This window comes from Pseudomonas sp. 2VD (assembly GCF_005503585.1).
GTDB classification, from domain to species: Bacteria; Pseudomonadota; Gammaproteobacteria; order Pseudomonadales; family Pseudomonadaceae; genus Pseudomonas; species Pseudomonas aeruginosa.
Genome location: NZ_SCND01000299.1, coordinates 1 through 7,608, shown reverse-complemented (window position 1 = coordinate 7,608; position 7,608 = coordinate 1). Strand labels below are relative to the sequence as shown.

The 7,608-nt window shown below is 67.3% G+C and carries 9 protein-coding genes; 2 read left to right on the top strand and 7 right to left on the bottom strand.

The features are described from left to right. A partial coding sequence (locus FFS27_RS24890; protein WP_137952261.1) for an aminotransferase class I/II-fold pyridoxal phosphate-dependent enzyme occupies positions 1–631 on the top strand: 631 nt, incomplete at its 5' end. 149 nt (positions 632–780) lie between these two features. Here the strand turns inward: FFS27_RS24890 and tpx are convergent. From tpx to FFS27_RS24875, 3 genes are all read right to left on the bottom strand, one after another. Beyond that, positions 781–1,278, bottom strand: coding sequence for a thiol peroxidase (gene tpx / locus FFS27_RS24885; protein ID WP_021264872.1), 498 nt, complete (start codon positions 1,276–1,278; stop codon positions 781–783). Between the two features lie 134 nt (positions 1,279–1,412). Continuing rightward, entirely contained in the window at positions 1,413–2,762 is a 1,350-nt protein-coding gene (locus FFS27_RS24880; protein WP_003089954.1) for an alanine/glycine:cation symporter family protein, read from the bottom strand. Between the two features lie 154 nt (positions 2,763–2,916). After that, positions 2,917–3,828 carry a LysR family transcriptional regulator gene (locus FFS27_RS24875; protein WP_021264873.1) on the bottom strand — a complete coding sequence of 304 codons (912 nt, stop codon included), beginning with the start codon at positions 3,826–3,828 and terminating at the stop codon, positions 2,917–2,919. 118 nt (positions 3,829–3,946) lie between these two features. Between FFS27_RS24875 and FFS27_RS24870 the strand changes: the two genes are divergently transcribed. Beyond that, complete coding sequence (locus FFS27_RS24870; protein WP_021264874.1) at positions 3,947–4,942, top strand: aldo/keto reductase; 996 nt, start codon at positions 3,947–3,949, stop codon at positions 4,940–4,942. A gap of 188 nt (positions 4,943–5,130) precedes the next feature. Here FFS27_RS24870 and FFS27_RS24865 read toward each other — a convergent pair whose 3' ends face one another. The 4 genes from FFS27_RS24865 to FFS27_RS24850 all read right to left on the bottom strand — a co-directional run. Then, the gene (locus tag FFS27_RS24865) at positions 5,131–6,066 is read right to left on the bottom strand and encodes a phosphatidate cytidylyltransferase (RefSeq protein WP_003089962.1); all 936 of its coding nucleotides are present in this window, start codon (positions 6,064–6,066) and stop codon (positions 5,131–5,133) included. A 1-nt stretch (position 6,067) separates the two neighbouring features. Further along, the gene (locus FFS27_RS24860; RefSeq protein ID WP_003089964.1) at positions 6,068–6,697 is read right to left on the bottom strand and encodes a lysophospholipid acyltransferase family protein; all 630 of its coding nucleotides are present in this window, start codon (positions 6,695–6,697) and stop codon (positions 6,068–6,070) included. Between the two features lie 11 nt (positions 6,698–6,708). Next, positions 6,709–7,161: a hypothetical protein gene (locus FFS27_RS24855; protein WP_023101209.1), complete on the bottom strand. Its 453-nt coding sequence runs from the start codon at positions 7,159–7,161 to the stop codon at positions 6,709–6,711. Next, the coding region (locus FFS27_RS24850) for a dual specificity protein phosphatase family protein (RefSeq protein WP_171019229.1) at positions 7,154–7,608 on the bottom strand (455 nt) is incomplete at its 5' end. The genes FFS27_RS24850 and FFS27_RS24855, both read right to left, overlap by 8 nt.

Genomic DNA, 7,608 nt, shown 5'->3' with positions numbered 1-7,608 from the left:
GAGCTATATCTGCAACCCGAACAACCCGACCGGCACCCTCACCCCGCACGAGCGGATCGTCAGGGCGATCGAACGCAAGCCCGAGCGCAGCGTGGTGCTGGTCGACGAGGCGTATATCCATTTTTCCGACGCACCCAGCGTCGTCGGCCTGGCCGTCCAGCGCCAGGATGTGCTGGTCCTGCGTACCTTCTCGAAACTCTACGGGATGGCCGGCGCCCGGCTCGGCCTGGCCATCGGGCATCCGCAGTTGCTGGCGCGGCTGGAGCGCTTCGGCGGCCACAACGTGGTGCCCTCGCCGACCGCCCACGCCGGGCTGGAAAGCCTGCGTGACGACGACCTGGTGCCACGGCGCAAGCAGCAGAACGCAGAGGTCCGCGAGCGCACCATCGCCTGGCTGCGCCAGCAGGGCTTCCGCTGCACCGCCTCGCAGTCCAACTGTTTCATGGTGGATATGCGCCGTCCCGCCGAGCTGGTCATCGCCGAACTGGAGAAACAGCGGGTGCACGTCGGCCGCCCGTGGGCCTCCTGGCCCAACTGGGTCCGTGTGACGGTAGGCAGCGAGGAAGAGATGCAGGCGTTCCAGAGCGCCTTCGCCAGCGTCAGCCGGCGCCACCAGGTCGCCATGCGCTAGCGCTGCGTCTCTGCGACGCAGGGCGGATGACCGCGCTGCGATTATCCGCCCTGCTCATGGCCCGAGGCGAGCAGCCAAGGGAATCGGGTTCGCCCGTTACCAGCCAGCCTGGCCGACGGTCATGGGACGAAGCGGGTTGGCCGTGGGGCTCAGAGAACCGCCAGGGCCGCCGCGTAGTTCGGCTCGTCGGCGATTTCGCCGACCAGTTCGCTGTGCAGCACCTTGTTCTGCTCGTCGAGCACCACCACGGCGCGCGCGGCCAGGCCGGCCAGCGGGCCGCTGGCGATGGCCACGCCATAGTTCTCGAGGAACTCGCGACCGCGCAGGGTCGACAGGTTGACTACGTTCTCCAAACCTTCGGCGCCGCAGAAGCGCTTCTGCGCGAACGGCAGGTCGGCGGAGATGCACAGCACCACGGTGTTGGCCAGCTTGCCGGCCTCGACGTTGAACTTGCGCACCGAGGTGGCGCAGGTCGGGGTGTCGACGCTGGGGAAGATGTTCAGCACCTTGCGCTTGCCGGCGAAGTTTTCCAGGGTCACGTCGGCGAGGTCGCCGCCGACCAGGCTGAAGGCCGGAGCCTGGGCGCCTTTCTGCGGGAGCTGGCCATCGACGTTGACCGGGTTGCCCTTGAGAGTCACTTGAGCCATTGCGTTGATCCTTCTAGTCAGTGAGAAGCCGCCGGCCCTGTGGCCGGCGGCGGAAGCATTCGGGGCCGGCGACGATGCTAGCACGCTTTACCCGAGCGAAAACCTCGGGTTTGAGCGTCGCCGTCCCCCGAGGCTCAACTCCTGGCCTTGGCGAAATACTCCCGGGTCAGGCGGAACACCACCGGACTCAGCAACAGCAAGGCGATCAGGTTGGGAATCGCCATCAGCGCGTTGAGGGTATCCGCGACCAGCCAGGCGAAGTCCAGCTGGGTCATGGCGCCGAACGGAATCGCCAGGGTCCAGACGATCCGGAACGGCAGGATCGCCCGGGTGCCCACCAGGTACTCCCAGCAGCGCTCGCCGTAGTAGCTCCAGCCGAGGATGGTGGTATAGGCGAACACCACCAGGGCCAGCGACAGGATGTAGTGGCCGACGCCCGGCATCGCCGCCTCGAACGCCGCCGAGGACAGCGCCGCGCCGCTGGCGCCGCTGGTCCAGACGCCCGAGGTGATGATCGCCAGGCCGGTCAGACTGCAGATGATCAGGGTATCGATGAAGGTGCCGAGCATACCGATCAGGCCCGAACGCACCGCGCTATGGGTCGTGCCGGCGGCCTGGGCGATGCCGGCGGTGCCGAGGCCAGCCTCGTTGGAGAAGATCCCGCGTGCGACGCCGAAACGGATTGCCGCCATCACCGCTGCGCCGGCGAAGCCGCCGGTGGCGGCGATCGGCGTGAAGGCGTGGGTGAAGATCAGTTGGAACGCGCCGGGAATCGCCTCGGCATGGACCACCAGGACGATCACCGAGGCGACGATGTAGCCGACGCACATGAACGGCACCAGGGCTTCGGCGACCTTGCCGATACGGCGGATGCCGCCAAGGATCACCAGCCCGGTGACGAGCATGGTGGCGACCCCGGTGACCCAGTCGGGCACGCCGAAGGAAACCTCCAGGGCATCGGCCATGCTGTTGACCTGGACCATGTTGCCGATACCGAAGCCGGCGAGCCCGCCGAACAGCGCGAAGGCCGCGCCGAGCCAGGCCCAGCGCTTGCCCAGACCGTTCTTGATGGCATACATCGGACCGCCGACGTGTTCGTTGCGCTCATCCTTCTCGCGGTAGTGCACCGCCAGCACCACTTCGGAGAACTTGGTGGCCATTCCCACCAGCGCGGTGCACCACATCCAGAACAGCGCGCCCGGGCCGCCGAGGAAGATCGCCGTGGCCACCCCGGCGATGTTGCCGGTACCGACGGTGGCCGCCAGGCAGGTCATCAGCGCCTGGAACGGGCTGATCTCGCCGCTGCTCTCGTCATCCTTGCTACGCCCCTGCCAGAGCAGGCGAAAGCCGACTCCCAGGCGCACCAGGGGCATGAACTTCAACCCCAGCATCAGGTACAGGCCGGTGCCGAGAATCAGCACCAGCATCAACGGCCCCCAGACCACGCCGTTCAGGTCGACCACCCACTTCTGCAAGCTTTCCATCAGCGATCCTTATTCTTGTTCGAATGAATGCGGCCTGGCGGCAGTGGGCATCCGGAACTCGGACGAACATCCCTGCTCGACAGGCCAAGGCTGCCGATCCTAACGAGGTTATCCCGGCGAAATCGAGAAAAATCTTCACCAGGAAGCCTGCGTCTCATTGCGTCTCGCCGGCCGCCTGGCGACCGAACAGTTCCACCAGCCAGTCGACGAACACCCTCACCCGCGGCGACAACTGGCGCTGCGAGGGATACACGGCATGCAGCGGCAGCGATGGCGGCAACCATTCGCCGAGCACTTGTCGGAGGCTGCCGTCGGCCAGGCCGGCGGCGACGTGATAGTGCGGCGCCTGGATCAGCCCGAGCCCGGCCCGGCAGGCGGCGACGTAGGCATCGGCGTTGTTGACGCTGACCCGGCTGCGCATCGGCAGCGTGCGTAGGCGCCCGTCGACGCTGAACTCGAAGTCGGCGGTACGCCCGCTGGAAGGCGACTGGTAGTTCACCGCGAGGTGCCCGCCGAGTTCGGCGAGCTGCCGCGGATGGCCATGACGCTCCAGGTAGGCGGCGCTGGCGCAGGTCACCTGCGGCAGGTCGGCCAGGTGCCGGCCGACCAGGCTGGAATCGTGCAGCTCGCCGACCCGCAGCACGCAGTCCGCACCCTCGCGCAGCAGGTCGACCAGGCGATCGTTGCTGCTCAACTGCAGCTCCAGTTCCGGGTAGCGCTCGCAGAACTCCGGCAGGAACGGAATCACCCGCATCCGCCCCAGTGCGCCCGGCAGGTCGACCCGCAAGCGCCCGCGCGGGTTGTTCAGGACGCGTGGAAAGCAGCTTTCCGCCTCCTCCAGGTCCGCCAGCAGGCGCACGCAACGCTCGTAGTAGGCCTGCCCGTCGAGGGTCAGGCTGACCTGGCGGGTGGTGCGCTGCAGCAACTGCACGCCAAGGTACGCCTCCAGTTGCTGGATCGCCTGGGTCACGCTGGCGCGCGGCAGCTCCAGGCTGTCCGCGGCCTTGCCGAAGGCGCCCAGCTCGACGATGCGGGTGAAGGCCTGCATGGCCTGGAAACGATCCATCGGACGTCCTCGATTATTTGGAAAATACGAATGGTAAAACCGTAATTATGGGCTTTATCCAGGCCAATGCGGAGCGAAGAATGACGGCGTTTTCCTTCCCTCCCGCGAGGCTCGACACATGAAAACCCGTCAACTCGGCCACAACGGCCCTTCCGTCTCCGCCATCGGCCTCGGCTGCATGGGCATGACCGACTTCTACACCACCGGCGGCGACCGCCAGGAGGCCATCGCCACCCTGCATCGCGCCGTGGAACTCGGGCTGAACTTCTTCGATACCGCCGACATGTACGGCCCGCACAGCAACGAGGAACTGCTCGGCGAGGCCCTGCGCGGCAAACGCGAGCAGGTGTTCCTGGCCAGCAAGTTCGGCATCGTCCGCGACCCTGCCAATCCCCAGGCGCGCGGCGTCGACGGCAGCCCGGCGTATATCCGCCGCGCCATCGAAGGCAGCCTGAAGCGCCTCGGTACCGACCGCCTGGACCTTTACTATCAGCACCGCATGGACCCGCAGGTGCCCATCGAGGACAGCGTCGGCACCCTCGCCGACCTGGTGAAGGCCGGCAAGATCCGCCACATCGGCCTCAGCGAAGCCTCGGCGGAAACCCTCGAACGTGCCCACCGGGTGCACCCGATCAGCGCGTTGCAGAGCGAGTACTCGCTGTGGACCCGCGATCCGGAGGACACCGGGGTGCTCGCCGCCTGCCGTCGCCTGGGCATCGCCTTCGTCCCCTACAGCCCGCTGGGCCGAGGTTTCCTTACCGGCACCCTGAAGCGCCCGGAAGACTTCGCCGCCGACGATTACCGTCGTTTCAGCCCGCGCTTCCAGGGCGAGAACTTCGCGAAGAACCTGAAGCTGGTGGACAAGGTCGGCGAACTGGCCGCGGCCAAGGGCGTGAAACCCTCGCAACTGGCGCTGGCCTGGGTGCTGGCGCAGGGCGATGACCTGATCCCGATTCCCGGCACCAAGCAGCGGCGCTACCTGGAGGAGAACGTCGCCGCGACGGAACTGCGCCTGAGCGCGGCGGAACTGGCCGAGCTGGATGCGATCTTCCCCGCCGAGGCGGTCGCCGGCAGTCGCTATAGCGAGGAAGGCATGCGCCTGGTCAATCTCTGAGACAGTGAAGCTGCGGTCACGTCCCCATATGCCGGAGCCTGGTTGTAGGGCGAATCACCGCTTGCGGTTATCCGCCGCTTATCCGGGGTATCGGCGGATACCGCCTGTGGCGGTATTCGCCCTACGGGTCTCTATCGCTCGCAATTTCCTGGCTGCCTACACGGCGGGGAAACGGCGACGGGCGAACCTCAGGGCGTCCACCAGTAGCGCACCACGTGGAAGAAGATCGGCGCGGCGAAGCACACCGAGTCCAGGCGGTCGAGCATGCCACCGTGACCTTCGATCATGTGCCCCCAGTCCTTGACCCCACGGTCGCGCTTGATCGCCGACATCACCAGGCCGCCGAAGAAACCCAGCAGGTTGATCAGCAGCGCGATCAGCGCCGCCTGCCAGAGGTTGAACGGGGTGATCCACCACAGCGAGGCGCCGATGGCGGTGGCCAGGGCGATGCCGCCGACGAAGCCTTCGACGGTCTTCGACGGCGACAGGTTGGGAGCGATCTTGCGCTTGCCGAACAGCTTGCCGCAGATGTACTGCATCACGTCGGAGAGCTGCACGACGATCACCAGGTAGGCGATCAGCAGCAGGTTGCGCCCCTCGAAGCCGGGGATGTCGAGGGTCAGCAGCGCCGGCACGAAGGAGATACAGAACACCGCCAGCATCAGGCCCCACTGCACTTTCGAGGCGCGCTCGAGGAAGTGCTTGGTGTCGCCGCCCAGCGAGGCGAGGATCGGCAACAGCAGGAACACGTACACCGGGATGAAGATCGAGAACATGCTGTACCAGTCGATGTAGATCAGCAGGTACTGCATCGGCAGCACGAAGTAGAACGCCGCCACCAGCGCCGGGTAGTCACTGCGCCGGGTCGGGGTGAGGGTGATGAACTCGCGCAGGGCGTAGAACGACACGCCATAGAACAGCAGGATCACCGCCGCCTGGCCGAGCCAGAAGGCGAAACCGATCACCAGGACCATCGCCCACCAGGCGTTGATCCGCGCGTTCAGGTTGTCGATCACCGCGTTCGGGCCGGGACCGGCGCGCCACTTGAGGACGAAGCCGACCAGCGAGGCGAGCAGCAGCAGCGCGCCGATCCCGCCGAAGAGCATCCAGGTCTGTTCGTTCATCTCAGGCCTCCTCTTCCGGCGCCAGGTCCAGCAGGGCCATGCGCGCTCGTTCGAGGAACGCCTCCTTGCCTTCTTCCGCCGTGGCGACCAGCGGCTTGCCGAAGCTCAGGGTGCAGAGCAGCGGCAACGGCAGCATGCGGCCCTTGGGCATGACCCGGTTGAGGTTGGCCAGCCAGACCGGCACCAGCTCGACGTCCGGGTGGGCCAGGGACAGGTGGTAGATACCGCTCTTGAATGGCAACAGCTTGACCTCGTCGTCCAGGTTGCGGGTGCCCTCGGGGAAGATGATCAGCGAATCGCCGCCGTCCAGGGCGCGGTCGAGGGGTTCGAGCGGATTGGCATTGGCATCGCTGCGCTGGCGGTCGACCAGCACGCCGTTGAACACCTTGTTGATCACGTAGCTGCGCAGGCCGGCCTTGTTCCAGTAGTCGGCGCCCGCCACCGGCCGGGTACGCCGCCGCACCTCCGGCGGCAACGAGGCCCAGAGCAGGACGAAGTCGCCATGGCTACTGTGGTTGGCGTAATAGATGCGTTGCTTGGGGATCGGCGTAGTGCCCAGCCAGAGGCTGCGCAAGCCGGTGATGGCGCGGGCGCCGGCGATGATGCCATAGGCGACGACTGATTCGAGCATGGGAAGACTCTTCAGGTTTGAGCGTTGAATAGAGGGATCGACAACAGGCACGACAAGGCCAGCAGGAACTGGGCGCCACAGGCCAGCGCCTGCCAGCGTAGCAGGCGCAGGGCGCCGCGGCTGCGCTGGTTCCAGGTGCGCCCCGCGGCGTCCGCGCGGGCCAGGCCGAGGTCGGCCAGGGCCCGGTCCAGGCCTTGGGTCTGCGCCTCCAGCCTGTCGCCGGCGCGGCTGAAACGTTCGAACAGTTCGGCGTCCAGGGCCACTCGCAGCGCCCAGTACTTCTGCCACAGGCCGAGCATGGCGATCGCCAGCATCGCCGCAGCGAAATAGCGCCAGCCGATGCCCTGCACGGCCTGGTACAGGCCCAGCCCGATGGCCAGCAGGGTCAGTGCGGCGGACAGCCGGTCGATCTCGCGGCCACGGCGCAGCAGCGCCGCCACCAGGGCCAGGGATTGCTCAGGCATGGCGCACCTCGCCCAGTTCCGCCGATGGCTCCGGCACGCTACCGCTCAGCGCCGCGAGGGTCCGCCGCTGGGCCTCACCCAGCAGCACTTGCGGTCGCGCCCGGCGTAACACGGCCACGGCCGACTCGACGTCCGCCGCGCGGCCGCTGAGCAGCAGCCAGGCGGCGACCAACGTGGCGCTGCGCGAATAGCCCAGGGCACAGGCCACCAGCAGCGGCCCTTGCGCCAGCAGTTCGTCGATCAGCGCGGCGGCGCGCCGGCAGTCCTCGACGTCCGGCGCGACCAGGTCGAGCAACGGCAGGCTGCGATAGGCCAGCCCCTGCGGCTCGCAGGAAAGTTCGGCGGTAGCGTCGAGCAATGCGCGGAAGCGGCCGTCGGCCAGTTCCGCGGACGACGGCAGGCGCCCCAGCCCGAGGCCCGGCCGCCCCTCGTCCGGCTGCGGCCGGC